25 protein-coding genes, 1 other RNA gene and 1 riboswitch are annotated in these 26,650 nt (G+C 34.8%); of the genes, 7 read left to right on the top strand and 19 right to left on the bottom strand.

Annotation, left to right across the window (positions count from 1 at the left end; all coding sequences use genetic code 11):
* The first annotated feature begins 98 nt into the window (after nt 1-98).
* Complete coding sequence (pncA, locus tag ACEYOS_RS08780; protein ID WP_373708880.1) at nt 99-704, top strand: bifunctional nicotinamidase/pyrazinamidase; 606 nt, start codon at nt 99-101, stop codon at nt 702-704.
* 100 nt (nt 705-804) lie between these two features.
* Nucleotides 805-2,352, top strand: a complete 1,548-nt coding sequence (locus ACEYOS_RS08775) for a S41 family peptidase (protein ID WP_373708879.1) — start codon at nt 805-807, stop codon at nt 2,350-2,352.
* Here the strand turns inward: ACEYOS_RS08775 and ACEYOS_RS08770 are convergent.
* The 6 genes from ACEYOS_RS08770 to ACEYOS_RS08745 form a co-directional block, all read right to left on the bottom strand.
* Nucleotides 2,349-2,774, bottom strand: coding sequence for an SRPBCC domain-containing protein (locus tag ACEYOS_RS08770; protein ID WP_373708878.1), 426 nt, complete (start codon nt 2,772-2,774; stop codon nt 2,349-2,351). The two genes, ACEYOS_RS08775 and ACEYOS_RS08770, sit on opposite strands and share 4 nt — an antisense overlap.
* 241 nt (nt 2,775-3,015) lie before the next feature.
* A complete protein-coding gene (locus tag ACEYOS_RS08765) occupies nt 3,016-3,393 on the bottom strand; it encodes a GreA/GreB family elongation factor (protein ID WP_373708877.1) in 378 nt (125 codons plus the stop codon).
* A gap of 447 nt (nt 3,394-3,840) precedes the next feature.
* On the bottom strand, nt 3,841-6,225 hold the full coding sequence (locus tag ACEYOS_RS08760; RefSeq protein WP_373708876.1) for a TonB-dependent receptor plug domain-containing protein: 2,385 nt from the start codon (nt 6,223-6,225) through the stop codon (nt 3,841-3,843).
* A gap of 73 nt (nt 6,226-6,298) precedes the next feature.
* Nucleotides 6,299-7,249, bottom strand: coding sequence for a fasciclin domain-containing protein (locus ACEYOS_RS08755; protein WP_373708875.1), 951 nt, complete (start codon nt 7,247-7,249; stop codon nt 6,299-6,301).
* 183 nt (nt 7,250-7,432) lie between these two features.
* A complete protein-coding gene (locus ACEYOS_RS08750; protein WP_373708874.1) occupies nt 7,433-9,418 on the bottom strand; it encodes a urocanate hydratase in 1,986 nt (661 codons plus the stop codon).
* A 141-nt stretch (nt 9,419-9,559) separates the two neighbouring features.
* Nucleotides 9,560-9,853 (bottom strand): hypothetical protein, encoded by a 294-nt coding sequence (locus ACEYOS_RS08745; RefSeq protein ID WP_373708873.1) that lies wholly within the window; start codon nt 9,851-9,853, stop codon nt 9,560-9,562.
* 96 nt (nt 9,854-9,949) lie between these two features.
* A riboswitch (cobalamin riboswitch) is annotated at nt 9,950-10,072 on the top strand.
* A gap of 87 nt (nt 10,073-10,159) precedes the next feature.
* Here ACEYOS_RS08745 and ACEYOS_RS08740 point away from each other — a divergent pair.
* Nucleotides 10,160-10,552, top strand: a complete 393-nt coding sequence (locus ACEYOS_RS08740; protein WP_373708872.1) for an acyl-CoA thioesterase — start codon at nt 10,160-10,162, stop codon at nt 10,550-10,552.
* 50 nt (nt 10,553-10,602) lie between these two features.
* Here ACEYOS_RS08740 and ACEYOS_RS08735 read toward each other — a convergent pair whose 3' ends face one another.
* A complete protein-coding gene (locus ACEYOS_RS08735; RefSeq protein WP_373708871.1) occupies nt 10,603-10,836 on the bottom strand; it encodes a hypothetical protein in 234 nt (77 codons plus the stop codon).
* A 242-nt stretch (nt 10,837-11,078) separates the two neighbouring features.
* On the opposite strand from ACEYOS_RS08735, the gene ACEYOS_RS08730 reads away from it, so the two are divergent.
* From ACEYOS_RS08730 to ACEYOS_RS08720, 3 genes are all read left to right on the top strand, one after another.
* A complete protein-coding gene (locus tag ACEYOS_RS08730) occupies nt 11,079-13,532 on the top strand; it encodes a DNA translocase FtsK 4TM domain-containing protein (protein ID WP_373708870.1) in 2,454 nt (817 codons plus the stop codon).
* A gap of 62 nt (nt 13,533-13,594) precedes the next feature.
* The gene (locus ACEYOS_RS08725; protein ID WP_373708869.1) at nt 13,595-14,242 is read left to right on the top strand and encodes an outer membrane lipoprotein carrier protein LolA; all 648 of its coding nucleotides are present in this window, start codon (nt 13,595-13,597) and stop codon (nt 14,240-14,242) included.
* A gap of 73 nt (nt 14,243-14,315) precedes the next feature.
* Nucleotides 14,316-15,770, top strand: a complete 1,455-nt coding sequence (locus ACEYOS_RS08720; RefSeq protein ID WP_373739079.1) for an LptF/LptG family permease — start codon at nt 14,316-14,318, stop codon at nt 15,768-15,770.
* Nucleotides 15,771-15,940: 170 nt separating this feature from the next.
* On the opposite strand, the gene ACEYOS_RS08715 is transcribed toward ACEYOS_RS08720, so the two are convergent.
* From ACEYOS_RS08715 to ACEYOS_RS08660, 12 genes are all read right to left on the bottom strand, one after another.
* The gene (locus ACEYOS_RS08715; protein WP_373709020.1) at nt 15,941-16,519 is read right to left on the bottom strand and encodes a glutathione peroxidase; all 579 of its coding nucleotides are present in this window, start codon (nt 16,517-16,519) and stop codon (nt 15,941-15,943) included.
* A 6-nt stretch (nt 16,520-16,525) separates the two neighbouring features.
* The gene (locus tag ACEYOS_RS08710; protein ID WP_373709021.1) at nt 16,526-17,188 is read right to left on the bottom strand and encodes an outer membrane lipoprotein carrier protein LolA; all 663 of its coding nucleotides are present in this window, start codon (nt 17,186-17,188) and stop codon (nt 16,526-16,528) included.
* A 165-nt stretch (nt 17,189-17,353) separates the two neighbouring features.
* Entirely contained in the window at nt 17,354-18,094 is a 741-nt protein-coding gene (gene kdsB, locus ACEYOS_RS08705; RefSeq protein WP_373709022.1) for a 3-deoxy-manno-octulosonate cytidylyltransferase, read from the bottom strand.
* 134 nt (nt 18,095-18,228) lie between these two features.
* A complete protein-coding gene (locus ACEYOS_RS08700; protein ID WP_373709023.1) occupies nt 18,229-19,482 on the bottom strand; it encodes a pyridoxal phosphate-dependent aminotransferase in 1,254 nt (417 codons plus the stop codon).
* 147 nt (nt 19,483-19,629) lie between these two features.
* A complete protein-coding gene (locus tag ACEYOS_RS08695) occupies nt 19,630-20,676 on the bottom strand; it encodes a hypothetical protein (RefSeq protein WP_373709024.1) in 1,047 nt (348 codons plus the stop codon).
* A 40-nt stretch (nt 20,677-20,716) separates the two neighbouring features.
* Nucleotides 20,717-21,217 (bottom strand): hypothetical protein, encoded by a 501-nt coding sequence (locus ACEYOS_RS08690; protein WP_373709025.1) that lies wholly within the window; start codon nt 21,215-21,217, stop codon nt 20,717-20,719.
* 20 nt (nt 21,218-21,237) lie between these two features.
* Nucleotides 21,238-21,810, bottom strand: a complete 573-nt coding sequence (locus ACEYOS_RS08685) for a hypothetical protein (protein ID WP_373709026.1) — start codon at nt 21,808-21,810, stop codon at nt 21,238-21,240.
* Between the two features lie 39 nt (nt 21,811-21,849).
* Nucleotides 21,850-22,263, bottom strand: a complete 414-nt coding sequence (locus tag ACEYOS_RS08680; RefSeq protein ID WP_373709027.1) for a hypothetical protein — start codon at nt 22,261-22,263, stop codon at nt 21,850-21,852.
* Nucleotides 22,264-22,334: 71 nt separating this feature from the next.
* Complete coding sequence (locus ACEYOS_RS08675) at nt 22,335-24,047, bottom strand: phospho-sugar mutase (protein WP_373797563.1); 1,713 nt, start codon at nt 24,045-24,047, stop codon at nt 22,335-22,337.
* A 51-nt stretch (nt 24,048-24,098) separates the two neighbouring features.
* On the bottom strand, nt 24,099-24,800 hold the full coding sequence (locus ACEYOS_RS08670; RefSeq protein WP_373709029.1) for a GIN domain-containing protein: 702 nt from the start codon (nt 24,798-24,800) through the stop codon (nt 24,099-24,101).
* A gap of 60 nt (nt 24,801-24,860) precedes the next feature.
* Nucleotides 24,861-25,811 carry a glycosyltransferase family 2 protein gene (locus ACEYOS_RS08665; RefSeq protein ID WP_373709030.1) on the bottom strand — a complete coding sequence of 317 codons (951 nt, stop codon included), beginning with the start codon at nt 25,809-25,811 and terminating at the stop codon, nt 24,861-24,863.
* A gap of 73 nt (nt 25,812-25,884) precedes the next feature.
* Nucleotides 25,885-26,463, bottom strand: coding sequence for a DUF4199 family protein (locus ACEYOS_RS08660; protein ID WP_373709031.1), 579 nt, complete (start codon nt 26,461-26,463; stop codon nt 25,885-25,887).
* A 72-nt stretch (nt 26,464-26,535) separates the two neighbouring features.
* Between ACEYOS_RS08660 and ffs the strand changes: the two genes are divergently transcribed.
* Nucleotides 26,536-26,633, top strand: an RNA gene (gene ffs / locus ACEYOS_RS08655) — signal recognition particle sRNA small type.
* The last annotated feature ends 17 nt before the right edge of the window (nt 26,634-26,650 follow it).

Raw genomic sequence — 26,650 nt, 5'->3', positions numbered from 1 at the left:
TTGGCGCATCGGTTTATTTGGCTAAACATTTGCGTTTTAGTTTTGTAAATTTACTACAAAATAAGTTGAATTCGAAACCAACCGAAAAATTTAAGAATATGAAAAAAGCCCTGATTATAGTTGACCTACAGAACGATTTTTGCGAAGGTGGAGCCCTTGCAGTTCCTGGTGCTAACGAAGTTATTCCGTATGTTAATCTCTTGATGGAAGAAAATGAATACGACCAAATAGTCCTTACCCAAGATTGGCATCCAGCTGATCATAAAAGTTTCGCGTCTAATAACGGAAAGAAAGTTGGAGATAATATTATTCTTAATGGAATCCCGCAACACATGTGGCCAGATCATTGTGTTCAGGGTACTTTCGGTGCTGAATTTCATAAGGATCTGAACAGAGATAAAGTAACTCATATTATTCAAAAAGGAACCAATGTTGATTTCGATTCTTACAGCGGATTTCAGGATAATAACCACTTTGTAAAAACCGGTTTGGATGATTTCTTGAAATACCACGATATTCAATTACTCGAAATTGTTGGTCTAGCTCTAGATTATTGTGTAAAATATACGTGTTTAGATGCGGCGAAATTAGGTTACGTAACCTGTCTTCATTTTAACGGAACCCGTGCAGTAAATACGAAACCAGAAAGCGGTAAAAATGCGATCTACGAAATGGTTCAGAATACAGTAACTGTTTTAGGATAACATGTTTCATTTTAAAAAGTTGAACTTCTCATTATTAATGGGAAGTTTTTTTTGCTTGTTGATTTAATTTTAAAATTTTACTTTTAGCAAAAATTCTATCTTGAAAAAAATACTTCTTTTTTCTTTCGTAAGCGTAATTGTTTCCTGTGTTTCTGTGAAAAGACACAATGAAAAATTAGAGATTCCAATCTCGGTTGAAAACTTGAGAAAAGACATTGATTTTACGCAGCAAAAATTAGAAGAATTGCATCCCAAATTGTACTGGTTTATTTCTAAAGAAGATTTGAATCATCAATTCGACAGTTTAAAAACATCGATTAAAACTCCTTTAAAACCCAACGAATTTTACCAGAAACTCGCACCCATTATCGCAAACATTAAAGAAGGTCATCTGCGGTTAGTGCCTTATGACAAGCGATTAACCAAGAAAGAAATCAAACATCTTAAAAATCAAAAAGGTTTACTCAACCGCTATAATTTTGCCATCGATAATAATAGAATCTTTGTGAAAGATAATGTTTCTAAGATTCCGAATATGAATATCGGAACTGAAATTCTGAAGATTAAAGATATTCCTGTTGTTGAATTACTCGAAAAATACAAACCAATCGTCAACAGTGATGGCGAAAACACAACCTTTCAAAGATATTCTATGGCTCGCAGATGGCCTTCATTTTTCACAGCTGAAAACGGAATTTTAGATTCTGTTAAAATAGAAGCAAAGTATCAAAATGAAATAAAAACCTTTTATATTCAACGAGAAAAAATTACCAAGGAAGAAAAGGAAAAGACCAAACAGGAAAATAAAAAACTAACCAAAAGCGAAACCGGGAAAACCAAAGATTATAATATTGTAAGTAAAAGTTTCAACCGGGACTTACAGTTTCCAACGAAAGATTCTACGATCGCTTATATGAAAATCAAAACGTTTTCTGGAACCTACTCCCGTAAATTCTACAAACAAAGTTTTGCCCTGCTTAAAAAATCACCAGCAAAATATCTGATTTTGGATGTTCGGGATAATCTTGGTGGATCATTGGCGGAGATCAACAATCTCTATTCTTACTTTGTATCAGAAGATTTTAAATTCATAAAGGATATGGAAGTAACTTCGCGAACCTCCATGTTTCATGCTAATTATTTTAGTGATATTCCACCGTTAGCGACGCCAATTGCGGCCGTGTCTTATCCACTTTATCTGATTGGAACCGCACTGTCTGTTAAAAAGAAAGATGATCAATTCTACTTAAAAAACAACGGAATTTTCTCTTTAAAAAAACCAAAGAAAAATCACTTCGATGGAAAAATCTACGTATTAATGAATGGAAGCAGTTTCTCGGCTTCATCAATTATCGCCTCAAAATTAAAAGGTGACCAAAGGGCATTTCTGGTTGGTGAAGAAACAGGCGGAACCAATGACGGAACTGTTGCGGGAAGATATTCTACCGAAAAATTGCCACATTCAAAACTGAAACTACCAATTGGATTAATGCTGGTTCAACCTAATATTAAATTCACAGAAACAAAAAAAGGCGTTCTGCCCGATCACGAAATTATTCCGACTTTACAAGAAGTTTTACAGAAAAAAGATATTCAGCTGGAATGGATTATGGAAGAAATTAAAAATAAAAAAAAATTGCGTGATTAATTTTCGGCAATTTCTTTAACTACAGCAAGCGCTCTGGGAAAACTATTATTGAAATAAGTTTTATATTCTTCCTCTGTTTTTAAAGTTACGGTTAATTTTGTCCCTTTTTCATTTTCATACAAATCGTACTGTTCGATCGCTCCATCCTTAAAGGTTTTCTCTTGAGAAATACCGTCGAGTATCAAACCAAAATGTAAAAAGTGCATCGACTGAAAGGGAATTACTTTTTCTACCATTGCAAATAGTCCATGTCCACCAGGTGATAAAAAACGAACGTCGCTGTTTTCCTTAAGTTCTCCTTCATAATAAGACCCTGGAAGAAAAAGAGCGGTCCATTTGCGGTAATTTTGATCATTCCACAGACTTTCCCAAACTTTTTCTTTTGAAGCCTTAATCTCGATTGAAAATTCTAACTTTTTCATCGTCGTTCTTCTTTATTTAAATTAAAAAATTGGCGTAGAGAATTTAAATGTTTCTAAGAAATCTAAAACAACAGGAAATTTTTTGAATAGGACTACAAAGAAAATTCAATACTCTTCATCAAAAATAAAACCAAAAGTGGGATTTTGGTTTGTTCATTTTTTATTTATGTGATTGGTTAAGTGTTTGTTAAAACAAAAAAAACTCTCCAATGGAGAGTTTTTTTTAAATAATAGAAGGAATTTAGTTGTGATGTTCCACTCCTAAAATCTCCAGTTTCTTTTCGCCGTCTTCAAAAGGCCAGCTAATAATATCGCCGACTTTATTGCCAACAACTGCCAAACCAATGGGTGATAAAATGGAATATTTTCCCTTCTTCACTTTCTCTTGATTTGCATCAACCAAAAGATATTTCTCTTCTTCATTGGTAGCAACATCTTTTATTTTCACCTCGCAATTAATGGTTACAACATCTGTTGGCAATTCTTTTCTTCGCACTTGTTTAGCTCCTTTCAACTGATCTAGTAAAATTTGCTCTTCTTGTAGCGTCGTTTTTCTTCTTCTTAAATGTTCTTTGATCAAATCGTAAATTCCGGTAGTTAAAACTATATTTTCTGACATAATGTAATAAGTAAAATTGATTGATGAATACGCATATAAGATTCAGACAAGATGATCAAACAAAAAACGATGTTTGATACCTGGTAAAAATGTATTCAAATTGAAATTGGTGAGTATCTAATTTTAGGATAAAGTACCCTGTCCTGAATCGCGACAGGGCGAATTAAATGAACTCTTTAGAACTTTTCAGAAAATTATCGTCGTGTAAATAAGATAAAAAACATGACTTTCCCTTGGTTAAATTATTACGTTTAAAAAGAGGAGTTAAAATCATTTTAATATGCTATTTTACGAAGTTAAGCCTTATATCTGAGATTTCCAAAGCTTCTATTTTCTTTGGTCTTAAAGCCGAGCTTTTCTTAGAACCCTGTGACCTTAAAACAAAAGAACACATTCCGAAGAATGTGTTCACTAATACAAAAAAATATAATGAAATTGTCACTATCGCTAAAATTCAATTATAAATCCGAAATACGGAATCGGTGTAGATCGGTCGATTTCTCCGGTTTCTAACAAATAATACTGCTGATTTTCTGGAGCTGTTGGATTACCAATAATCCCATTATTGTTCGCATCGCGCTGGAGATTCACAACTGGTAGTTTGCTTGGGCTTTTCGAGCCATAAGCGTTGACGATATCCATGTAGGCTGTAAATTGCCATTTTTTAAATATCCATTTCTTCTCCGCACGTAGATCCAATTGGTGAGAAAGATTTCCGCGGGTGGAGTTTAATAAATCAAAATTCTGCAATGGACCATTTGAAATATTCCAAATGTTTACCAAAGAACTTCTCTGTAAGTCGTACGGCGTTTCGGGTAAACCAGATTGCATTCTGAACCGAGCTCCTAAATTCCAGTTTCTCTTCAAATATTTTCCGGCCGTTACCGCGACAATATGCCTCGAATCCCAACTTGAAGGCAATAAGTTTCCAGCTGCGTTCGAGAATTTTGAATATCCAAAAGTATATGCTACAATTCCGTAGAAATTATTCACTGTTCTTTTTTGAGCTAAAAATTCAATTCCGTACGTTTCGCCAAAGCCTCTTGAATCCAAAGGTTCATTACCAACAACGCCAAAATTAGCTCCAATATTTGCGAGAGAAATCTGATTACGAAGAGAGAAAGGATAATTTTTATACTTCTTATAATAGCCTTCAACGGTCAGGCGAAGATTATTTTTTCCGTTGTACTCTACTCCTCCAACGAGATGTGAATTTCGAATATAACTCAAAGTTTCTTTATTGCTAAATAATCCATTTTCCATAAAACCAAGCGCGGTGTAAGCTGGCAATTGATAATAAATTCCTGTATTAAAATTTAAAGAAAATTCTGGATTAATTTTATAGCTCAAGGAAAATCTTGGCGAAAACTGGTCTAAAGGATTTTGGGTGTTCTCATTATAATCACTTGCATCAAAACGAACTCCAGCAGAAAGCTGAAGCTGATCGTTAAAAAACTTCTTTGCGGTTTGAAGATATAAACCATATTGGAAAACGTTAATCTCTGAAAGTACATCATCAAAATTGATCGCATTTTGAGTCACGTTTTTTATAGTCGAATTATTATAATATTTTGAAAAGTTAACATTCGTTCCCGTACTGAATTGATAATCTGACCAAGTAAAATTTCGGTCAAATCGTATTTTATTTTCGCTCTCCTGAGATTTGTAGTTATACAATAAATTCTCAGGTGTTTCAATATTTCGATAATATTTTAAAGCTTGATTATCGAGCATATTTCTGCTCATGGTCAAAAGCCAATTTCCATTTTCAGCCAAATGGCGATATCCAGCACCAACCGTATAATTCCATTGTGGAGAAACGGGAAGCTGATCAATCAAGGTTAAATTTGACAGCGTTGGATCTGCATTTTCATTAAATTTGAAACTGTCCTTTGCCCCCAAACCAAGAAAAAATAATTCATCACCAGACTGGTATTTCTTTGAAATTTTAAAAGTTCCATCGTAGTAACTTGGCAGAAAAGGCAATCCAATTGCTTTAAACAGTAGTTGAAGGTTAGATTTACGAATACTAAAAAGTCCAGTCCAGGATTGATCTTTGGAAAGTGGACCATCAGCCATCAACTGCATATCGTCTAGACCAATTACCGCTTTGTAACCCAATTTATCCTTTCTGGCTTGCTTTAAATTAAATTCAAATAAAGAAGATAAAGCGCCATTTCTAGAAGCGGGAAACGCTCCACTATAAAAATCGACATCTTTTATAAAATCGATGGTAATAATTCCTCTTGGTCCACCAGAAGCACCTTGTGTTTGAAAATGATTGATAATCGGAACTTCTATTCCGTCGATATAAAATTTATTTTCCGCAGAGCTTCCACCACGAATAAATAAATCATTTCTAAAGGTCGCCGTGCTTCCAACTCCCGGAAAACTTAAAATTGCTTTCGAAACATCTCTGGTCGAACCAGCATTTTTCTGCACTTCTTCGCTTGTAATATTTCGTAAAGAAAGCGGGCTTTCGGCAGTGGTTTTATATTGCTTTTTAGTAATGATCACTTCATCAATATTTTTCGCAATTTTATTTAAACCAATTGAAAATGTAAGATTTTGATTCGGAACAACATTGGTATCTTTTAAAAAGCCAGTTTCATAACCGTCAGATGTGATCTCTAAACTGTAGTTACCAGACTGTAATTCGGAAACGAAAATATTTCCAATCCCTAAAAAAGCAGAACCTGAAGGCAACACTTTTATTTCAGCAGAAAGTGGTTTCTTACTGAATTCGTCATAGACATTCACATTCAAATTTCCTGTTTGGGAAAAAATGATGATCGAGACTATGGTTAAGAGAAGAGATATTCTAAATTTCATGAAATAATTTTTGGGCTAAATTACAATAAGCGCCCCAATATTGGGACGCTTATCAGGGTAAAAAAAAAAACTACTATGGTAATAAAACTTTGTCTATGGCGTGAATAATACCATTGCTACACTGCACATCTGTTAAGATGATGTTGGAAACTCTGTTATTCGCGTCAGTAATTTTTGCGCCGCCTGTAGTAGTGATTGTAAACGTTCCTGTTTGGAAAGTGGTCACTACCATATTATTGGTTAAAGCTGTTGAAGCTACGTTCGCTCCAGCAACTACGTGGTATTTTAAAGCATTTTCTAAAAGTGATTGAGGTACTGCACCCAAATTAGCTAAACCTGTCTCTGTAAGCAAAGAAGCGAAAGCTGCATTAGTTGGTGCGAAAACCGTAAAGGGTGAACTAGCTGTTCCACTCAAAATTTCAACAAAATTAGGCATATCGCTTCTTGTTAAAGCTGAAACTAAACTTGTGAAATTTGGATTTGCTAAAGCGTGGGTTACAATTGTAGGTAAACCAATCACTGCATCAGTTTTGTGAATTACACCGTTGGTTGCTAAGATGTCTGCAGCGGTAACATTCACAGTTCCATTAATTTTAACTCCAGTGGTTTTGTTAAGGTACATGCTAATATTTCTGGTAGATGATGCTGCTCCTTTTGCTAAAGTTGAAACATAACCGGTTGTAATCTCAGAAGATGTTACTCTTGCCGCTAAAACGTGGTTTAACAAAATTTCTTTCAAAGCTGCAACAGGAACATCATTCAAAGTTGCAAAGCCATTGGCCTGTAAAAATGTAGCGAATGCAGCATTAGAAGGAGCAAAAATGGTAAAAGTCCCAGTTCCATCTAAAGTAGTCGCAAGACCAGCTTTATCAATCGCTGCTTTAAGAGATGACAAATTGGCATCACGTGACGCAATTGCATAAGCAGTTTGGCTCATCACTGGTTCTTCTTCGTTGTCAGAGCAGCTAACTGCTGTGAATCCTATGGCAAACATCACCGATAAGATTTTAAAAATGTTTTTCATAATTGTATATTTTTTTGATTAATCAAATATAGAAAGTTTATTTACCATAAAACATAATTTAGTAAAATTTATTACCAATAACTCTTATAAGTTTTATCTATTACATCGTTAAAAGATTATATAACTAGGAAACCCTGCGACTTTGCAGGGTTTCATTATTAGATCAATAAAGAATAATTTATTTTAAAACAAATTCTCATCAACAAAATTCGGCAAAGTCACTTTTAGATTCGGTTCGATTTCCATGGCGCGTTTAATCGCAAAAACTGCTCCTTCATTTCTTGCCCAACTTCTTCGCGAAATTCCGTTATTGACATCCCAGAATAACATTGACTTTAATCTTCGGTCTGCATCAGCACTTCCATCAAGCAACATTCCGAAGCCTCCATTGATTACTTCGCCCCAACCAACACCACCACCATTGTGAATAGAAACCCAAGTGGCACCGCGGAAACTATCACCGATCACATTTTGAATCGCCATGTCTGCCGTAAATCGAGAACCGTCATATATATTAGAGGTTTCGCGATACGGAGAATCAGTTCCAGAAACGTCATGATGATCTCTTCCTAAAACGATTGGTCCAATTTCATTATTTTTAATGGCTTTGTTGAAGGCTTCAGCGATTTTCATTCTTCCTTCTGCATCAGCATAAAGGATTCGGGCTTGAGAACCAACAACCAATTTATTTTCTTGTGCGCCTTTAATCCAGGTAATATTATCCTGCATTTGCTGTTGGATTTCTGGCGGAGAATTTTTCATGATCTCTTCTAAAACTGTACAGGCGATTTCATCAGTCTTTTGAAGATCTTCAGGTTTTCCACTGGCACAAACCCAACGGAAAGGGCCGAAACCGTAATCGAAACACATCGGTCCCATAATATCCTGCACATAACTTGGGTATTTAAATTCTCGTCCTAAAGTTGGATTATCGGACATCACATCTGCTCCAGCTCTACTCGCTTCCAATAAAAAGGCATTTCCGTAATCAAAGAAATACGTTCCTTTATCTGTATGTTTATTGATCGCTTTCGCATGTCTTCTCAAACTCTCTTGAACTTTCTCTTTAAATAAGTCAGGATTGTCAGCCATCATTTTATTAGCTTCCTCAAAAGGAATTCCAACTGGATAATATCCTCCTGCCCATGGATTATGCAAAGAAGTCTGATCAGAGCCTATATCTATTTTTAAATTTTGCTCATCGAATTTCTCCCATACTTCAACGATATTGCCGAGATATGCTAACGAAACTGTTTCTTTATTTTCTTGCGCTTTTATAACTCTTTCTACCAATTCGTCAAGGTTCTCATGAATTTCATCGATCCAATTTTGCTCGTGACGGATCTTGGTTATTTTCGGATTAACTTCTGCACAAACCGTAATACATCCTGCGATATTTCCAGCTTTTGGCTGAGCACCGCTCATTCCGCCTAATCCTGAAGTAATAAATAATCCGCCTTTTGGTTTTTTTTTAATTTTTCTAAATGCATTTAAAACGGTGATGGTAGTTCCATGCACAATTCCTTGCGGACCAATGTACATATAACTTCCGGCGGTCATTTGACCATATTGGGAAACACCAAGAGCGTTCATTTTTTCCCAATCATCAGGTTTGGAATAATTTGGAATCACCATTCCATTGGTGACCACAACTCTCGGCGCTTCTTTATGACTCGGAAACAATCCCATCGGATGACCAGAATACATGGTTAATGTTTGTTCATTTGTCATTTCCGACAAATATTTCATCGTCAACAGATATTGTGCCCAGTTTTGAAAGACCGCGCCGTTTCCACCATAGGTAATTAATTCATGCGGATGTTGAGCCACGGCGTAATCCAAATTATTTTGAATCATCAGCATAATAGACTTTGCCTGCTCAGATTTTCCTGGATAATCATCTATACTCCTTGCTTTCATTTCATAATCCGGACGAAAACGATACATATAAATGCGTCCATAATCGGCAAGTTCTTTTCTAAATTCTGGTAATAATTCCGCATGAAACTTTGGGTCGAAATAACGCAAGGCATTTTTAAGGGCGAGTTTCTTTTCTTCTCGAGTTAAGATTTCCTTCCGCTTTGGCGCGTGATTAACCTGAGAATCGTAAGGTTTTATTGAGGGAAGTTCGTTTGGAATTCCCTTTTGAATCTGTTCTTGAAAAGTCATGATAATTTAAATATGTTGCGTTTGTACTATTCGAAGTTTTAAAGATATCCAAATTAGAAAATACAAAGCAAAGAAAAAGAGGAAAAAATTCCTCTGCAATACTTCCAAAAAAAAACCTTACTCAAAAGTAAGGTTCAATTATTAAGACAGTAGATCTTCGTTCGTTTCTTCGTGATTATCTTCATTGTCACTAAGACTATAAAAATTATTCTCTTCATCTTCAGAACCGATCGCTTCCATCGCATCATCTGCGCTAGATCCCGGAACATCTAAATCATCGCCCAATATTTCTTGATCGGTCTTCTCATTTAAAATGGGATTTCCATTACCGTCCAGCGAGACGTGTTCTTCCTGATTGAAAATATCGTTTTCAGGACTGTAGTTCATTTCTTTTAGATTTTCGTTTTGCTCATTGGTGTCATATTGTGGTATCATAATAAATGTTTTAGTGTATTTTTAACGTGTCAAAAATGATTCCACGATTAAAATATAGAATTTATTTTACGAAAAATGAGATTTAAATAATTCCAAAAAATCTATATTTGCCGTTGTTATTTCAATCTACAAGGTGAATCGTGTGCAAATCACGAACTGTCGCGCAACTGTAATCCACGCTTGGAAAGTCAGATCCCTTCTTTGAAATTCTAAAAATGCTTTCGCGATCTGAAGCAGAAAATAGAATTGACCAGGTGGTCAGTTTTTTCTGTTCATTTCACTTATTAATGTTTTAATTCAATAACAATGAACTACGAAGAAAAAATTAAGAATTCAGAAACCCACGTTTTTAAAGTCGTTTTTCCGAACATCACCAATCATCACAACACCATGTTTGGAGGAACCGTGATGGAAATGATGGATGAAGTTGCTTTTATGACCGCAACCCGATTTGCCAGAAAATCTTTTGTGACCGTAAGTTGCGATCGAATCGATTTTAAGAAACCCATTCCTGCCGATACTTTAGTAGAATTAATTGGAAGAGTAAAATATGTTGGAAACTCGAGTTTAAAAGTAAATGTACAGGTCTTTGTTGAACAGATGTACGATGAAATAAGAGAAAAAGCGGTGTCGGGCGATTTTACTTTGGTTGCAATCGGAGACGATAAAAAACCAATGAAAATTTTTGAAAAAAATTAAGTTAAAAAAACGAAATTCCACTTTTCAGTGGAATTTTTACATTTTAATGATCACATGTCATCTTCAAGTTCTTGATTTTTATTATTCTCAAAAGCATCGTCATATGCTTTCTTCTGATTTTCCCAAGCCTTTGGCGGAACTGCATTTTCTGCGCTGAGTGGTCGGTCATTCAAGATCACTTTATCGTCAGAATCGCTTTCGTTTCGCAGTACGCGATCATCAACTCCTTCGATTTCAATGATTCTATTTTCTTCGGTTTCTTTATTTTTAACATTATTTTCCATGATCTAAAATTTTGGTTTGATTTATTATCTTGAAACAAATTGTATTCCGTGTCTTGTAATATTGAAGTTTTTAATAAAAACTTTCATTAGAATTAAACATCCACCTGTTCAATATTTATACTTGTAAATTGTATTTTTCTATATTAAAACTGAACATTCTCAATTCATTATTTAACTAAAAAATGTTCTTCTTTCGCAAATTTTACTAAATTATTATTATTAAATTTGCCGTGATTGACATTATGGAAAAAAACACTAAAAAACCTACGCCTAAAACTGCTGAACAAAGCAAAATACTTTCTAAACCACGCATCTTTTTCGGAATTTTATTTCTCGTGATTTCGGTAGTTGGTCTTCTTTCGTTCATTTCGTATTTAATGAATTGGAAAGCAGATCAAAGCCAAGCTGGAACGATGCTGGATAAAACGATAAAATCATCGAATATCTTTGGTAAAATCGGCGATTGGTTGGGGAATATTTTTATTTTTGAAAGTATTGGTATCGCGGCATTCTTAGTTGCTTTTCTATTTTTTGTATTAGGATTAATGATCCTGAAGAAAAACTATTTCAAACCCTGGAAAACAATCGGCCATTCCCTATTCTTTATCTGTTGGCTTCCTATTTTTATGGGCGCAGTTACCAAAGGTAATGGAGTTTTAAGTGGAGTTTACGGTTTTCAAATTATGGATTTCTTGAACTCAGTAATCGGGTCTGCAGGATTGTGGATGGTGATTTTGGTAAGTATTGGTCTCTATTTTATTCTGGAATTTAATCTACGACCAAGTATCATTAAATCAAAATTAAGTGATTTGAATGATAATACTGTGGGGAAAATTAAAGGAATGATGCCTCGCTCTGCAGAAAATTTCGAAGCAGATGACGAATTGGAAGAAATCGCAAGCAATGAGCAAGATCACATAAAGGTTACAGAAATCAGCGCCGTAAAACAAGCGCCGAAAGAAGTTTCGCTAAGTCCAGAAATCGAACCTATTAAAACGCCTAATCAAACTTCATTTGAGCAACAAGAACAAAATACATCTGTAACCTTAAATCCAACTTCTACAGTTCAGGAAAAAGAGATTGCTCCAAAAGTTGATGACATTGATTTTAAAGTTGAAATCGCAAAAACAGTTGACATCATTGATGAAAGCGATCGAAAATCGCAGGAACTTGTTGATAAGCACGGCAAATATGATCACAAATTAGAACTGGGCAAATTCCAAATGCCACCAATTGATTTATTGCGTGATTATGGCAATGAGGAAATCTCTGTAAATAAAGAAGAATTAGAAGAAAACAAAAATAAAATTGTTGGTCTCTTAAAAAACTTTAATGTCGGAATTTCTGAAATTAAAGCGACGATTGGACCAACGGTTACGCTTTATGAAATCGTTCCAGAAGCCGGAATACGTGTAGCTTCTATTAAAAAATTGCAAGATGATATTGCGTTAAATCTTTCTGCTTTAGGAATTAGAATCATCGCTCCAATGCCAGGAAAAGGAACAATCGGAATTGAAGTTCCAAGAAAAAATCCTTCAATGGTTTCGATGAGAAGCGTTATTGCTTCACAGAAATTCCAAAATTCAGATATGGATCTGCCAGTTGTTTTTGGTAAAACGATCTCCAATGAAATTTTCATGGCCGATTTAGCAAAAATGCCTCACTTATTAATGGCAGGTGCAACTGGACAGGGAAAATCGGTTGGGATCAACGCGATTTTAACATCTTTACTTTATAAGAAACATCCAAGCGAATTAAAATTTGTCATGGTGGATCCGAAAAAAGTGGAACTTTCGCTTTATTCAAAAATTGAAAGACATTATTTAGCAAAACTTCCTGACGGTGAAGATGCCATTATTACTGATACGCACAAGGTAATCAACACTTTGAATTCTCTTTGTATTGAAATGGATCAGCGTTATGATCTCTTGAAAAATGCATTCTGTAAAAACATTAAAGAATACAACAATAAATTCGCGGATCGTAAATTAAATCCTGACAACGGACATCGTTATTTACCGTACATCGTTTTGGTGGTTGACGAATTTGCAGATTTAATTATGACCGCCGGTAAAGAAGTTGAACTTCCGATCGCGAGATTAGCGCAGTTAGCTAGAGCGGTTGGTATTCACTTGATTGTTGCTACCCAAAGACCTTCGGTAAATGTAATTACAGGAATGATTAAAGCCAACTTCCCCGCAAGAGCAGCGTTCCGTGTAATCTCCAGTGTGGATTCTAGAACTATTTTAGATTCTCCCGGAGCAGATCAATTAATTGGTAAAGGAGATATGCTTTACTTTAATGGAAATGAAATTATGCGTTTGCAATGCGCCTTTGTAGATACGCCTGAAGTTGAAAAAATTGCAGATTACATCGGAGAACAAAAAGGATACGCAAGCGCTTACATGCTTCCAGAATATTCTGTAGATGAGACCACTTCTACGGTTGGTGCCTTCGATCCGAACGAAAAAGATGTATTATTTGAAGATGCAGCCAGAATATTAGTTTCTACGCAGCAAGGTTCTACCTCGATGTTACAGAGACAATTGAAATTGGGATACAATCGTGCGGGTAGAATTATGGATCAGTTAGAAGCTAGTGGCGTTGTAGGTGGCTTCAATGGCGCAAAAGCGAGAGAAGTGCTAATCAGTGATTTAAATTCTTTGGAACAGTTTTTGGAAGAATTGCGAAAGTAACTTGAATTTTAAACGCAAGTTTAACTTTGAAGTTAAATATTTATCCAAAAATAAAAAAAAGAATGATTACTATATTGAAAAAAATCTCCTTTGGAATTTTGGTGGTTGCGACCACTGCAAGTTTTTCTGCACAAAAGATTGATGCGAAAGCAAAAACAATATTAGATGCTGTAGCGAATAATTATAAAAGTAAAGACAACGTTTATTTCAAATTTATTTACGGCACAGGAAACAATAAAAAGGTAACCAAAACGGAACCTGGCATTTTCTATTCTTCAAAAGATTTGTACAAATTGAAAATAATGGGTACAGAGCAAATTTTCGATGGAAATAAAATCTACAATATTTCTGAAGAAGACCAAGAGATAACCGTAGCAAAACCAACTGGAAATGAGCAAATGTTCTCTCCTCTTAATTATATAGAACAATATAAAAAAGGGTACAACGTAAAGTATGTTGGAAAGCTAAAAGTGAATGGCGTAAATTCAGATTATATTAAATTAACTCCAATCAAGAATAACGGAATTAAAGAAGTAAATCTTTTTGTAAATGCAGCGAAAAAACAGTTGGTGAAAATCGAACAGTTTTCTAATGACAATGCTGTTTCTATAATCGCAATCAGCAATTATGTAGAAAACCAAAAGCTGAACAGCAACATGTTTACCTTTGATAAAAATCAATACAAAAACTATTTTGTTACCGAACTTTAGACCTCAATAAGTCACGATAAAAAAAGTCACAAAGGAAATTATTCTTTTGTGGCTTTTTTGGTAAATTTGAACCATGATAAAAAAACTCGACGGTTACGTCATCAAAACTTTTTTCGGCCCGTTTCTTTTCATATTCAGTGTGTTGTTTTTCATTTTTGTAGTGAACATCATTTGGATTAGATTGGCGCAATTTACCGGGAAAGGTTTGAGTTATTGGGAAATTCTAAAATTGCTTTCTTACCTTTCTGCGATTGTAGTTCAGCTCGTTTTACCGTTGACCATATTGCTTTCTTCCATAATGACATTTGGTGATTTTGGTGAACGCTATGAATTAGCCGCTATGAAAGCCGCTGGAATTTCACTAACACGGATCATGTTGCCGTTATTCTTCACTACCCTATTCTTTTCGCTGTTTCTATTTTTCTTCTCTAATAATGTCGTCCCCGATTTTCAGCGGAAGGCAAAGAATATGCTCTATAATATTGCAGCAACGAAACCCGCCTTGAACTTTACACCTGGACAGTTTATTCAGCAACTGCCTGGTTACAGCGTTAAGTTTGATAAAATCACTGGTGAGAATGGTGAAAACTTGACTGGAGTTTTTATTCATAAAATGGCAACTTCTTTTGATGACCAACAATCTATCGTTGCCGAAAAAGGAAAATTCGTTTCTGCTGATAATCCTAATTATTTAAAGTTGGTTTTATTCAATGGTCATATTTATGAAGATCAACTTGGAAATACTGATTATAACACCCGGCAAAAACAACCCGATCAAGCGATAAAGTTTGATACTTTGGTTTCCCATTTTAATATTTCTGAAATCATTGATAAAGCGATTGAAGCAGAAAAGATTACGGATGACTACTCTTTTCAAAATGTGATAGAACTGAATGCAACCATCGATGGAGCCAAGAAAAGCAATGAAAATATCATGAATAATTTGACTTACGAATTGGTAAGTCAGGCAAACAGTTATGTTAGTTATATTGATAAAACGAAGGTGAAAGTTGCCATAAAAGCGCCGCCAAAAACGGACACTTTAAGTATTAAGAAAAAGCAGGAAATACTGTACTCCGCTTATAATAAAATAGAAAATGTTAAACAATCGACGATAGCAAAAAAATCACAGATTAAAGATATGCATGCCTACTTTGCTCGCGTAATCATGCACCAGCAAAGAATTGTTTCTTATTCAGTCACGTGTCTTATTTTCTTTTTAATTGGGTCGAGCTTAGGTTCAATCATCCGAAAGGGAGGTTTAGGATTACCAGTCGTTATTGCGATTGTAATTTTTATTTTATTCTATGTTTTGAATCTAACCGCAGAGAATATTGCGTGGGCTGGTGGAATGGATCCGTATTTAGCAGCCTGGTTACCGAATCTTGTGCTGTTTCCGTTTGGAGCTTGGCTGACTTACAAAGCGCTGACCGACTCTCAATTGTTTGATGTTGAAAAATACAAGTCATTATTTAAACCGTTGATCGATAAGTTCTCAAAAAACAAAGAACATCAGCGATATAGATAGAAGATTATAATTGTACAATTCTAAGTAAAGGATGGGAAACCATCCTTTTTTTTGTGATCTTATTTCAATGAAAGGAATTAGTCTAATTATTTTAAGCACAAAAAAAGTTTATTGAACCGGGCCAATAAACTTTAATTTTATAAATAATGAATATTTAAATTCTCTACCTTCTACTTCAAATACTTCGTAATAGATTCACTTGTCGGTTTGGTTGTGCTGATGAAAGTATCGATTAAATGTCCGTTTTCATCAATAAGGAACTTGGTGAAGTTCCAAAGGATCGCTGTGTTTTTGACGCCGTTTAAATCTTTCTCGGTAAGGAATTTAAAAATAGGTGCGGTGTCATCTCCTTTCACAGAAACTTTTGCAGCCATCGGGAAAGTTACGCCAAAGTTCTTCTCACAAAATGAGCCGATTTCGGTATTACTTCCGGGCTCTTGTCCACCAAAGTTATTCGCAGGAAAACCAACGATAACTAAGTTATTTTCATAATCCTTAGATAATTTTTCTAAATCAGCGTACTGCGGCGTAAATCCACATTCCGACGCTGTATTGACCACTAAAATTTTCTTTCCTTTAAAATCGGCAAAGTTGATTTCTTGTCCATCTAAACTTTCGACTTTGTAGTCATAAATTGTTTTGCTCATTTGTTGATCTGCGGTTTTGGTTTGTGAAACATCATTCTTTTGATTTTTACAGCTTTGTAATAAAGCACCTGCCGATAGCAATAGTATTAAGATTTTTTTCATTGTATTTTAAAATTTAAAAGTATTTGCTGGAAATACTTTGTTGGTTTCTATTTTATTTAACATCATGACATAGTCACTGTCTTTTTTAGGGGACGAAGACTCGATTCTAAAAGGCATCGTAAGGTTTCCAACGTTTCTAAAATCAGAATATTCCAACGTCTCCTCTTTTTTAATTTCCTTTAAAAGCATATAGGTTTTAGAGTCGAAAAAGTACATTGTTTTATTGACGTTTTTAGTCAACTCTACTTTATGACAGTAGATTTCTCCTACTTTTTCTTTACCTAAATATTTAGCGTCAAATCCTTTATTTTCCCAGTCGATAAAATCATTGTCGAAACTTTCTGGGACATAATTCGGATATTCCTGAGTTTTGTTAGTTGCGTAATTCATCGCATAACCTTTCGTACCATCATAACCTTCTACCGCTGTTTCCTTTTTACCAATGGTAATTGTGGTTTTTGTTAGATTGGGTCTTTGCTGATAAATCTTGATCGGATATTCATCGTTGACTCCCAAAGTAACTCGTCCTTGTAAAAGAACAGAATTCAAAAGTTTCCAATTGGTTAAGCCACCCGTTAATTCTATGTTTTTGTCGATAATTTCTTTGGCGGTTTGCGCTGAAACGATCGAGCCAATTGCCATTAATAAAACTAAAAAAATCTTTTTCATATATAAAATTACGCCACAAAAGCGTTCTTTCTAAATTAATTGCTGCTAAAATAAAGCTGTTTTTGGAACAGTTGCCAAATATATACTTTTTGAAATGAAATCATTATGACTTCATTGATGCTTATTGAATATTTAACCAATTTTAAGAATGTTAAACCTAATATTTTAAGAAGGTTGATCATTTTTTAGAATCAATCTTGCTTTCTCTAAATCTTCGGGTACGTCAATGCCCACTCCCACAAAGTCAGTTTCAATCATTTTGATTTTCATGCCGTATTCCAAGTATCGAATGCATTCTATTTTTTCTGCAATTTCTAAAGACTGCATTTTTAATTTTGCAAAATCCAGCAAAGCATTTTTCCTAAAAGCATAAACGCCGATATGTTTAAAATATTCTGCTTTCACCGAAGTCTCGCGGGGATAAGGAATGACTGAACGACTGAAATACAATGCAAAACCCTTATTATCAGTGATCACTTTTACATTATTGGGATTTTCTATTTCCTCTATCTCTGTGAGTTTTATTTTTAAAGAAGCCAAAGAAATTTTCTTCTCTAAATCATCTTTAAAAACAGAAATCAACTTCTTTAACGGTTCGGTTTTCAAGAATGGTTCATCACCTTGAACATTGACTACAATATCGCAATCAATATTTGCCACAGCTTCTGCAATACGGTCACTGCCTGTTTCATGGTTTCCCGTCATGACTGCATTTCCACCGATTAATGAAATCTCGTTAAAAATTAATTCAGAATCTGTAGCTACAAAAACTTCATCAAATAACTCAGTTTCTACCACATTTTGATACGTCGTGGCAATCACGGTTTTGTCACCCAAGATTTGCATAAGTTTCCCCGGAAAACGGGATGCTTCATAACGCGCGGGAATAACTGCTATAGTCTTCAAATGTTTTATATTTTTATAAAAATAAATACCCGTCTTTTATCCATATAAATATCCTTGATGACGGGTATTTATTACCAAATTATAATTTTCCGGTACAAGGTCTGAAGGAAATTTAGAAAATGAATACTTTCAGTTTATTTCAACTTTTGCAAAGCATCTTTAAGTCTTGGCAACATATTTTTGATTTCATCCAGAGAAACGCCGCCTGCAGAAGCACGGAACCAAGGCATATCTCGGGAATTTCCAAAGGCAGAAAAAGGAACTAATGCAATTCCCGCTTCTTCGATCAAATAGAAAACAAGATCAGATGAATCTTTAATTAAACTCCCATCGGGCTTGGTTTTACCAATATAATCTAACTTCACCGTTAAATATAGTGCGCCCATTGGCTGAATACTTTCTACAGAGAAACCTTCATTTTTAAGATCTTGAATCCCATTGTGAAGAACGGTCAAACTCTCCGCGATCTCTCCCTTAAAATGATTGACGAATTTGTCCACTTTTTCGGGATGATTTAATAAAACAGATACTGCTTCCTGCTCAGGTTTTGGTGCCCAAGCTCCAATGTGACCAAGCAACGCTTTCATTTTATCAATAACTACAGAGGGTCCAAAACTCCAGCCTACACGAACGCCTGTTGCTGCGAAACATTTCGAAGCACCATCAATATAAATCGTAAATTCTTTAAGCTCCGGATATAAAGTGACTGGATCGAAATGTTCCCCACCGAAAGTAAGCATGGCATAAATTTGATCATACATTAGGTATAAAGGTTTTTCACCTTCACCGCGGCTTTTGTTTTCTTCGATAATCAGTTCACAAATTTCAGCAAGTTGCTGTTTTGTAAACATGGTTCCAGTCGGATTTAATGGCGAACAAAGTGCAATTAAGACAGCGCCTTTGATATGAGGTTTTATATCAGCAGCCGTAGGTAAAAAGTTATTCTCTACTGAAGTTTCAACTTCAATTTTCTGAGCTTCAGTAAGGTAAGAATAGTGATTATTATTCCAAGACGGGACTGGATAAATTACTTTATCATTTGCATCAACGATTGTTTTAAATGCTGCATAAATCAAAGGTCTTGAACCTCCGGCAACCAAAATATCATTTTCAGAATAATCTAAATTCCATCGGTTTTTAATTTCCTTTGAAATTGCTTTTCGCAAAGATAAAAGTCCATTTGCAGGTGGATAATTGGTTAAATTATTTTGATAGGCTTTCTGAATTTCCTCTTTTAATAAATCGGGAATCGGATAAATATTTGAATTTAAATCACCAATCGTAAGGTTTGCTATTTCAGCACCTTGAGATTTCATGTCGTTAACCTGATTTCCAATTTTGATGATTTCTGAGCCAATAAGATTAGCTGCTAATTTTGATACTTTCATAGATGATTTTTATTGACAAATAGAAGACGTTCTATTGGTCGCTTTATTTTGAACCAAATTTACAACTTTTTACTAAATTTCATTTGACATTTCAAACTAAAAAATAAAGATTTAAACATTATTGATCAAGGAAAAACACCTTCCTATCTATTTCTTAAAAATAATTTCGTCGAGTTTTATCTCGAAATCTTTCCCGTCTTCATAAGTGATTTGCAGTGTATGATCATCTAAAAAACGAAGTGTTTTATTGCAGGAATAAGCACAGGATTCGACGATGATAGGGAAATACAATTTTTTATTTTGATCATATCCTAAGAGATTGCCCCGAAAATAAGTTCCTACAATATACGATTCATTTTCAACAATCGTATCGATATCTGAGCCGTCTAGATTAAATAGTTTGTCTTTATAATAGGTAGATTGAAGCGATTCTGGGATAATTCCGTAACCTGCACCATAATGATTATCCGCCTGATTATCCTTCTCCCACTTCTGCTCGTAATTTTTAAGATAACTGATGTTCTTTTCGGCACCTTTCGCCTGCGAAATAAATTTTGATTTTTGAGCGTACTGTTGAAATTGCTGCCAAGCTTTTTTATTTTTAGGGTAATTTTCAGCTGGTAAAAAGTCACCTTTTATGCAGCCTTCACAATATGGATTAGAATAACCAGCGTAAGCCAAGCTTGAATGATCGTCGATATTATTTAAATTAAGTAAATAAAATAAAACCAATCGATCCGGTATGGCTTTTCCCATGAACTCTGGCCTCAGGGTGAGGAAGAGATATTCGTCCTGACCGATGATTTCCTTTTTCAGTGAGGCACTATCGATCTGAAGGTAAGACCATTCATTTCTATACAATTCGATCTGTTTGGACTTTTTTAGAAGATTTTGATCAAAATTATATCTTGCAATATTAAATACATTTAGGGTATCAGAATAGAAATACTTTCCGGCATTCTTTTTACTATCCATCCAAATTCTGGTGAATCCTTGCGGAGTTTTGTGAATGAAAACACTGTTATTCTTAATAGAGTCGGTAATACTATTTTGTTTCGGCTCCTTAATTTCTAAAGAAACAGGAACCGTTTTATCTTCCGTGATCTTTTCCTCCTTATTTTTACAGGAAAGGATCATACATAAAAAAAGCATCATGTAACTTATCGTACCTATTTTCGTCCTATTTTTATTCATCCTATTAATTGCTTCCGCCTGAAAAACCCATAATCAATTACTAAAAATCAAATCCTGCGTCTTCATCAAATTCCAAAGGAATTTCAGAATCCAGTGAAAACAGGCTTCCGCTTCTGCTGCTGACAATCCCTTTGATTCTAGTGGTTTTATTATTTTTCGTGTCAGTCACCAAAATTCCCGTTGCAATTTCTTCTTTTTCGGAAAAATAAGTACTGTAAATTACGTAATGAAAATCGTTGTTCGTAAAGCCAAGGTTTGCGATTTCCTGTGCGGAGTTTGCTTTGCCTCCACCTCGCATATAAAAGATGTAGTTGAACATCTTCCAGCTTTCTTTAGATCGTTCGGTTGGGAACTCCATTTCTATTTTATTTTTTGTTCCGAACCGATACTGGATATACTCATTGTTTTTATCTTTTACCAAAACCATTTTCTTGCGGTTAACAGTTTCAAACGAGTAAATTACTTCCTCATTTGCAAGCACAAACTGCGAATATGATCCGATCGGAAAAAGCATAAAGAAGAAAGTAATGAAGATCTTCATTTTGTGAATTTTAAAATCATTTACAGTTTTTTCAATCCGTTCCAAAAATCCATAAAATGTTTGCTGACTGCCGACGGCAATTCTGAAAAATTTTTACTGAAGTGATTTTGAGAAAATTGATCGTCTTGAGAAATCCAAACTTCGTAGGTTGTATTTTTATAGAGAATCATGCCGATCACCTTCTCTACTTTACTTTCAGGACCAGATTGATGCTGGTCAATTAAAGAAATACTCTCATAATTTCCGTCTTTATCGACATCGATATAACTTGCCCGATTGTCGATGTATGCCAAAGATTTATTGATGGGATGTACGAGTTTATACTGAAAAGACCTTGTGAAATTCTCGCCATTTTTTGTAAATTTTTCAATAAATAATTCATCATTTTCTGCACCAGAGCGGTTCTTGGAAACGACGAAATAATTTTCTGTGTTTTTGTCATCAATTCCAACCGCATACAGTTTTCGGTCACCTGAGAAATCGAGATCTGATTTCGTTAGATTTTGAGAAAATGGTGAGGTGATCATACTTACCTGAGCATTGATCAGATAAAAACTTCCGAAAAGAAGTAAAAATAAGAGATTTTTTTTCATTATTTAAAATTTAAATTTGTTAGCGTAATAATTAAATCTTCAGTTTTGAATATATAATTTTTTGAATTTTATATAATAAAATGTCCAGGGTAACATATAAAATAAAAAATAACAGACCAAAATCCAAACGTCACTTTCACTGATCATTTCCCGTATTGAAAGATAAAATAGGACGAAGTGAATTACAAAGAAAGTGGCCAACGAAATAAATAAATTCTGCCGGATAATTTGGAAAATATTTAGATAAGCCAAAAGACTTGCGAGCGCTAAAAATAAATTGATTCCCACGGGAATCGCGTATTCCAATCCTGTAAAACAGTTCATGTTCCGATAGGGTTCATCTGGAGAATGCGGCTTAGCTGTTGCAATCTTAATAGCAAAAATCAAGATTAAACTCAGTAAAACCCCTATTCCAAAACTTTTTAAAATGGCTTTCGCAAGGAAAAATTTCATTTCAAAATTTTAAATAAAAAGACAGAGATTAATTTTATCTCTGCCTTAAAGTTATCAAAATTTTTGAAACCTTAGAGTTTCAAATCTTCTTTTACCTGATTTATTTTCTTACCCAAAGCTGCGGCTTTTTCATTAAATTCTTCCTTTGAAGAAATCTGATCTTTTACAGAAACATAGAATTTTATTTTTGGTTCTGTTCCAGATGGACGCACACAAACTTTAGTTCCATCTTCGGTATAATAAATCAAAACGTTCGATTTTGGAATATCATCCATCACCGATTTTTCATTATCCACCATATTTAAAGAAGTCTGTTCGTGGAAATCTTTTACGATCGCCACTTTGGAACCAGCGATCTCTGCCGGTGGATTTTCACGGAAATCTTTCATCATCTGAATAATTTCTTCCGCGCCAGTTCTACCCTTTCTCACTACGTTGACCAAACCTTCATAATACATTCCGAGGTCTTTGTAAATCTCAATCATATATTCAAACATGGTTGTATCGTTAGCTTTACACCAAGCTGCAATTTCACAAGCCAATAAAATAGAACCACAAGAATCTTTATCACGAACGAAATCTCCAGTCATAAAACCGAAACTTTCTTCACCACCACAAACAAATTTTTCCTTTCCTTCGAAATCACGGATCATTTTTCCGATCCATTTAAATCCAGTTAAACCAATTTTACAATCAACACCAAATTTGTCTGCAATGTCAATGAAAATGTCAGAAGTTACAATCGTAGAACCAATGAATTCTTTACCAGTAATTTTTCCAGCTTTTTTCCATTGGTCTAAAATATAATAGGTTAAAATGGTATTGGTTTGATTTCCATTTAATAACTGCATTTCTCCTTCCAGATTTCTAACAGCAATTCCCAATCGATCTCCGTCTGGATCTGTGCCAAGAACGATATCTCCGTTGGTAATTCTTGCTAGATCCATCGCCATTTCCAAAGCAGCAGGTTCTTCAGGATTTGGTGAATCGACTGTCGGAAAATTTCCACTTGGGATCATTTGTTCTCTTACCAGATCAACTTTTTTAAAGCCCGCTTTTGCAAGCGCCTGAGGAACAGTCGCGTAAGTAGTACCGTGGATGGAAGTGAATACAATATTCAAATTGTCTCTTCCAACATTTTGATAGAGAGAATTTTCCATACAAGCATCGATGTAAACATCATCTTGTTCCGGACCAACCCATTCGATTAAATCATCGTTTCCGTCAAATTTAATTTCATTGAATTTTACAGAATATACTTCTTTAATAATATTTTCATCATCCGGCGGGACAATCTGCGCTCCGTCATTCCAATAAACTTTGTAACCATTATATTCAGGCGGATTGTGAGAAGCGGTCAACACAATTCCGGCGTTGCATTTCTTATCACGAACAGTGAAAGAAAGCTCAGGAGTTGGGCGGTGTTCTTTAAACAATAAAACTTTAATTCCGTTGGCAGTCAGTACATCTGCACACATTTTACCAAACTCTTTGGAGTTATGTCGAACGTCATAAGCAATCGCCACTTTAATTTCCTGATTAGCAAATGATTGATGAAGATAATTGGCTAAACCTTGAGTCGCTTGTCCAAGCGTATATTTATTTAAGCGGTTTGTTCCAACACCCATAATTCCACGCATTCCACCCGTTCCGAATTCTAATTCTTTGTAAAAAGAATCTTCTAATTCATCCGAACCAGCATCAATCCATTGTTGGATGGTAGTTTGGGTTTCTTCATCGAAAGTATCTGTTAACCAGAGTTTTGCTTTTTCTAAAGTTGTCATATCAGTATTTTTTTATTTCTAATTAAAATTTTTCAGAACTGCTTTAACTTCTTAATCCAATTCTTTGTTTTGAACCGTCGCAGTTTCGTCTATTTTTATGGCACTAATTGGTTCATTGTAGTAGGTCAATTTTGCAGTGTTTTTAATGCTGCCTTTCAATGAATCTTTCACATTCAGTTCAGCATAATTACCGTTTTTAGACGTAATATTTAAATGGTCTATCATCCAGTACGGTGCAATTATACTTGCAGTATCAGAGATTTTTAAAACTGCATCTCTGGTTTTTCCTAAAAAATTAGCGCGACTCTTTTGAGTCATGTCCACTTCTGCTCTTCTGGAATTAACCGACCCAATAAATTTAGTGTTATTTTTCAAATTAAGTTTAAAGTTATCGGTCTTTATTTCGCTGGAAATATTGAGTTCCGCACTTTCCGTCATTGAAACCTGTTCTAAATTATATTTGGAATAAATAGTGACGTTGTAGAAATCCACTCCTTCTGTTTCGCGACCTTCAGAAATGGTTAAAGTTTTATCTTTTACTTTAATTTTTAAATTTTCACCTACGTTCTTATAAGTTTCGACATTTACAAAACTGCTGTCACTTTTAATATAAAAAGCCCGGAACTTACCATTGAGATTAAGGTTTACGAAATCTTCCACTTTGATATCTTTACTGACAATATCGCCTTTAGGAGAAACCTTTCCGCAAGAGAATAAGCTGAACAGAAGTACGATATAAATTAAATTCTTCATTATTAAATTTTATCAAGTCTGAATTTCTTTAGTGCAAAAATTCTTTTCAATTTTATATAATTAAATCACTTCCTCTATGTGATAATTTTCGTGTTGTCTATTGGTTCTGATAATCATTTCCCCTAAGAATCCTGCGATGAATAAAAGGGTTCCCAAAACCATCATGGTTAAGGCAAGAAAAAACCAGGCATTATTAGTTAATAAATGTCCATAAACTCCTTGTGAAACATCGATGAGTTTTGAAATTCCCAACCATAACGCGGAAATAAAACCAACAATAAACATGACCGTTCCGACTGCTCCAAAGAAATGCATTGGTCTTCCTCCAAATCTGCTTACAAACCAGAGTGTAATTAAATCCAGAAATCCGCGAACAAAGCGCTCCGTTCCAAATTTAGAAGTTCCGTATGGTCTGGCCTGATGTTGAACAGGTTTTTCCGTAATCTTTCTGAAACCTGCATTGGCAGCCAAAACCGGAATATAACGGTGCATATCTCCGTACACATCGATGGATTTTACAACTTGTTTTTTGTAGGCTTTCAAACCACAATTAAAATCATGCAGAGAAACTCCTGAAATACTTCTGGCAGCTGCATTAAAAACTTTAGATGGAATATTTTTGGTCATTACATTATCAAAACGCTTTTTCTTCCAGCCGGACACAATGTCGTAACCTTCCGTTTTGATCATATCGTATAACTCAGGAATCTCTTCTGGAAAGTCTTGTAAATCGGCATCCATAGTAATAACAACGTCGCCATTTGCTCTTTCAAAAGCAGCGTGTAAGGCTTGAGATTTTCCGTAATTTCTGGAAAACTTAATTCCATGAATTTGGGGATATTGAACTTTCAAGTTTTCAATAATATTCCAGGAAAGATCGGTACTGCCATCATCTACAAACCATATTTCATAGGAAAGATTTCGTGAATTACAAACTTGATCGATTCTGGAAAAAAGTTCGTCCAGGGATTCTTCTTCGTTGAGAAGCGGTATGATGATGGATAAATTCATTGAGTATAAAAGATTATTAAGACAAAATTATGGGTTTATTTTTTTTAATCCGCATTTAGAACACTGATTAAAATCAAAGTTCAGTTCTGCTTCTGAAGAAACTGGCGAAAAAAGTAGAAAGGATGACATAAAAAACAAGAATTGCAGCGAAGTAATACGAGAACTGTCTGAAGCTAAAAAAGTCTTTATCCTTAGTCATTTCATGAGAAATACGAAGTTTATTTTGAGCGTATTCTTTTTCTAATTCTTCTTTTTGCTCGTCCGTTTTCAAGATCGGTTTAGCCGTGTTGTACTCTTTATCCATTTCGATCTTCTGTCGGTCAAGATATTGAAAGTTCAATAAATCTTTGGCTGCGGGATCTACGAAGTTTAAAAATAAAAACATGGTAACAATGGAAAGAAATCCACCGACGAACATTGGCTTGAACGCTCGTCCGAATACTTCACGGAATCCCATTTTTACTCCAGTTTTTCGGAGCGTATGCACCGAATAATAGGAACCTGCCAGATACACGACCGGCATTACAAAAGAATTGATAAGCATCGTATTATCGAAATAGTTGGTATTCATACCAAAAAAATACATGGCGAAGAAAAAAACCATGGTTGCTATAAATAACACAAAACCAATGGTGTAGACATTTTTGATCATATTGAAAGTAATATTTTTTATTTTTTTAAAGTTTAGAATTTTGAATTTTCAATTAAAGGCGTATATTTGCAACGGCAAGTCCTAAACAACCAGCTCCTGAGACTCCTCCAGGGTGGGAACGCAGCAAAGGTAATCGGTTGTAGCGGTGTGATTTAGGTAGCTTGCCATTTTTTGTGCCTTATATTCT

The sequence above is a fragment of the Kaistella sp. genome, assembly GCF_041824135.1.
Lineage (GTDB): Bacteria > Bacteroidota > Bacteroidia > Flavobacteriales > Weeksellaceae > Kaistella.
Note: the sequence above shows the minus strand (reverse complement) of the source record. Positions and strands in the feature narration are given on the sequence as shown.

What these genes read in the sequence shown, in the direction of transcription:
- ACEYOS_RS08690 (WP_373709025.1), bottom strand. Translation starts at nt 21,217, where the DNA reads ATGAAGATCTTCATTACTTTCTTCTTTATGCTTTTTCCGATCGGATCA.
- ACEYOS_RS08720 (WP_373739079.1), top strand. Translation starts at nt 14,316, where the DNA reads ATGATAAAAAAACTCGACGGTTACGTCATCAAAACTTTTTTCGGCCCG.
- ACEYOS_RS08760 (WP_373708876.1), bottom strand. Translation starts at nt 6,225, where the DNA reads ATGAAATTTAGAATATCTCTTCTCTTAACCATAGTCTCGATCATCATT.
- ACEYOS_RS08755 (WP_373708875.1), bottom strand. Translation starts at nt 7,249, where the DNA reads ATGAAAAACATTTTTAAAATCTTATCGGTGATGTTTGCCATAGGATTC.
- ACEYOS_RS08675 (WP_373797563.1), bottom strand. Translation starts at nt 24,047, where the DNA reads ATGACAACTTTAGAAAAAGCAAAACTCTGGTTAACAGATACTTTCGAT.
- ACEYOS_RS08670 (WP_373709029.1), bottom strand. Translation starts at nt 24,800, where the DNA reads ATGAAGAATTTAATTTATATCGTACTTCTGTTCAGCTTATTCTCTTGC.
- ACEYOS_RS08740 (WP_373708872.1), top strand. Translation starts at nt 10,160, where the DNA reads ATGAACTACGAAGAAAAAATTAAGAATTCAGAAACCCACGTTTTTAAA.
- ACEYOS_RS08750 (WP_373708874.1), bottom strand. Translation starts at nt 9,418, where the DNA reads ATGACTTTTCAAGAACAGATTCAAAAGGGAATTCCAAACGAACTTCCC.
- ACEYOS_RS08665 (WP_373709030.1), bottom strand. Translation starts at nt 25,811, where the DNA reads ATGAATTTATCCATCATCATACCGCTTCTCAACGAAGAAGAATCCCTG.
- ACEYOS_RS08730 (WP_373708870.1), top strand. Translation starts at nt 11,079, where the DNA reads ATGGAAAAAAACACTAAAAAACCTACGCCTAAAACTGCTGAACAAAGC.
- ACEYOS_RS08770 (WP_373708878.1), bottom strand. Translation starts at nt 2,774, where the DNA reads ATGAAAAAGTTAGAATTTTCAATCGAGATTAAGGCTTCAAAAGAAAAA.
- ACEYOS_RS08735 (WP_373708871.1), bottom strand. Translation starts at nt 10,836, where the DNA reads ATGGAAAATAATGTTAAAAATAAAGAAACCGAAGAAAATAGAATCATT.
- ACEYOS_RS08710 (WP_373709021.1), bottom strand. Translation starts at nt 17,188, where the DNA reads ATGAAAAAGATTTTTTTAGTTTTATTAATGGCAATTGGCTCGATCGTT.
- ACEYOS_RS08745 (WP_373708873.1), bottom strand. Translation starts at nt 9,853, where the DNA reads ATGATACCACAATATGACACCAATGAGCAAAACGAAAATCTAAAAGAA.
- ACEYOS_RS08700 (WP_373709023.1), bottom strand. Translation starts at nt 19,482, where the DNA reads ATGAAAGTATCAAAATTAGCAGCTAATCTTATTGGCTCAGAAATCATC.
- ACEYOS_RS08680 (WP_373709027.1), bottom strand. Translation starts at nt 22,263, where the DNA reads ATGAAATTTTTCCTTGCGAAAGCCATTTTAAAAAGTTTTGGAATAGGG.
- pncA (WP_373708880.1), top strand. Translation starts at nt 99, where the DNA reads ATGAAAAAAGCCCTGATTATAGTTGACCTACAGAACGATTTTTGCGAA.
- ACEYOS_RS08715 (WP_373709020.1), bottom strand. Translation starts at nt 16,519, where the DNA reads ATGAAAAAAATCTTAATACTATTGCTATCGGCAGGTGCTTTATTACAA.
- ACEYOS_RS08660 (WP_373709031.1), bottom strand. Translation starts at nt 26,463, where the DNA reads ATGATCAAAAATGTCTACACCATTGGTTTTGTGTTATTTATAGCAACC.
- ACEYOS_RS08685 (WP_373709026.1), bottom strand. Translation starts at nt 21,810, where the DNA reads ATGAAAAAAAATCTCTTATTTTTACTTCTTTTCGGAAGTTTTTATCTG.
- ACEYOS_RS08695 (WP_373709024.1), bottom strand. Translation starts at nt 20,676, where the DNA reads ATGAATAAAAATAGGACGAAAATAGGTACGATAAGTTACATGATGCTT.
- ACEYOS_RS08765 (WP_373708877.1), bottom strand. Translation starts at nt 3,393, where the DNA reads ATGTCAGAAAATATAGTTTTAACTACCGGAATTTACGATTTGATCAAA.
- ACEYOS_RS08725 (WP_373708869.1), top strand. Translation starts at nt 13,595, where the DNA reads ATGATTACTATATTGAAAAAAATCTCCTTTGGAATTTTGGTGGTTGCG.